The 2,045-nt window shown below is 36.2% G+C and carries 3 protein-coding genes; all 3 read left to right on the top strand.

Features of this window, described 5'->3' with window-relative positions; genetic code table 11:
• Window positions 1-749, top strand: a 749-nt coding sequence (locus tag A1D18_RS06795; RefSeq protein ID WP_171910792.1) for a hypothetical protein, incomplete at its 5' end; no start/stop codon positions are given.
• Window positions 750-967: 218 nt separating this feature from the next.
• Window positions 968-1,354 carry an SseB family protein gene (locus A1D18_RS00075; protein ID WP_071661798.1) on the top strand — a complete coding sequence of 129 codons (387 nt, stop codon included), beginning with the start codon at window positions 968-970 and terminating at the stop codon, window positions 1,352-1,354.
• Between the two features lie 205 nt (window positions 1,355-1,559).
• Window positions 1,560-1,904 carry a DUF7957 family protein gene (locus A1D18_RS00070; RefSeq protein ID WP_483862369.1) on the top strand — a complete coding sequence of 115 codons (345 nt, stop codon included), beginning with the start codon at window positions 1,560-1,562 and terminating at the stop codon, window positions 1,902-1,904.
• Window positions 1,905-2,045: the final 141 nt, after the last annotated feature.

The following is a 2,045-nucleotide window of genomic DNA, read 5'->3' as shown; positions in this document are numbered from 1 at the left end:
GCGAAGAAGTGAGTCATTTTTATCATCCCACACCACCACCAAGAAATCCCAATGGATTCTGGCGAGGAGTTGATGATGTACTGAAGATGCGTGAAGGAACCATAGACGCTCTTTCTTCCGTTTTTACCGGAAACTATGAAACTCCGCAAGATCCTTGGAAAAAAGCTGGATATCTTTTAGGAGAAGTAATTGGGAATAGATTTATCGGAGGGCGGGTAATTGTTGGTAACGTAACTCAGAAATTGGAACGATTAGGATTTTTTGGTCATAATGGAACAGAGAGTGTTTCAGCTTTTGGTCGTGGTGTAACGTTCTTCTCAAAAGATTATCTCCACTTTTTTGCGCCAGACACTTTTGAGGGCAGCACAACTTTCGGTCTTGCTTCCAAACAGATTTTTCTTATGCCCGAAGAAGATGTTATCAGAATAACATCGCCTGCTTCTGCTGCAATAGAAACAGGTTTTGCACCTTCCTTAAAAGATGCTTGGCTTCAAAGCAAAGAAATATTTGGAGCATCTTTCCCCACAAAAGGACTGTCAATCAGGTTGCCAACAGCAGAAGATGCGTTAGGTAATATTAATTTTAGGCTTGGCGGTAATACGGCCATCCGTGTGCCAGAAACTGATACATTTTTAGTAAATCAAACAAGAGAGTTTGTAACACCTGGAGGAATTAAAATGCCGCCTGGAACAATGATATTTAGACTCGGTGAACAAGGTGAATGGGTACCTTACTGGAGGTTCAAATGATTTTAAGCAATGGATGTGAAATATGTGCGAACTTTTGGCTTAAATATCCTAAGAAGCAACCTTATAGATTAGCGGAAAACGCCGGCGAGCAAATGTTTCTGTATAAATGTGATCACTGTAAAACATATTGGGGTGCTGATCTGCGAACGGCACGCGTACTAACTTTAGAAGAAGCAAAGTCACTTTTCCCAAAATATTTTAGTCGTGAGAGTTAATAAATGAAATCACCTGAAAGTAATTTGCCTACTACAATCGAGCAGTTAATTCTTGGTGCAAAGAACAAAGAAATAAGCCTGAAAGTAGTAATCCAAGTAATGATGGATAATAATTTTTTTATCGCTTGTAGTGAAAAGGCTTTGACGGATAAAGAAATTATTTTACCACTATGCACCGAGTTTCATGGCGAAAAAACAGCGTGTGTTTTTACGAAAAAAGAATGGGCAGAGGTATACATGACTGCTGATATTTGTGTAGTAAAATTAAAGGCTTTGGAATGGTTAAAGAAACATCCTGCTAACTATGGCTTAATTGTTAATCCTAGCCAAGATGCATGCATTAAATTTTCAGCTTCTGGGATACAAAATATTTTGAAAGAATTTATTTAGCTGAATTACGTCGATAAAGTTTACTTTGTATCGCTAAAGTGAATATACCAGTTAATACAGAACTTTTGGTTGGTCGCATTGGGCCACAACCTTCTTTTGGGTTGATAGATAAATCAGGATTCCAGTATCAACTTATTAGTGATATTCCAAACTCTAGTTTTATTAATACACGTTTAATAAATCAACCAATGTTTGGACTAAACCCATGAAATCGATGAGAGGAAATGTTATGAAATTAGGCGAAAAACAAATTGAAAAAATATATAAGCATGTAGATTTAGGTAATAAGCAGATTGTAATGCTTGATGTAATGGGAGATAAAAGCGTTTCTATTTCAGAAAAACTTGCAAATATTTACTGTATTGATCAAGAGAAAAATATTATTTGGCAAGTTTCAGAAATAAAAACCAAACCACCATACGATAATGATGGGTTTGTATATTTAAGCAAAAATGATCAAGGAAAAATTATTGCAGACCGTTTTTCAGGTTTTACATATGAAATTAATCCTGACACAGGTGAAGCAACGCGTACAGGCTTTCATAAATAGATATTTAGATATTTTTTTCTATTTTGTACGGTGAGTTCATTGCTGGAAAATCTAAGCCATTGTAGATTGGCGGATGCTGCTGCACAAGAATTGTGTGTTGGCATGGGAATAAAAGATCATTTTTCTTTAGCAGAAAGTATA

The organism is Candidatus Rickettsiella isopodorum (assembly GCF_001881495.1).
Lineage (GTDB): Bacteria > Pseudomonadota > Gammaproteobacteria > Diplorickettsiales > Diplorickettsiaceae > Aquirickettsiella > Aquirickettsiella isopodorum.
This window is presented reverse-complemented; position numbering and strand designations above follow the sequence as displayed.

What these genes read in the sequence shown, in the direction of transcription:
- A1D18_RS00075 (WP_071661798.1), top strand. Translation starts at nt 968, where the DNA reads ATGAAATCACCTGAAAGTAATTTGCCTACTACAATCGAGCAGTTAATT.
- A1D18_RS00070 (WP_483862369.1), top strand. Translation starts at nt 1,560, where the DNA reads ATGAAATCGATGAGAGGAAATGTTATGAAATTAGGCGAAAAACAAATT.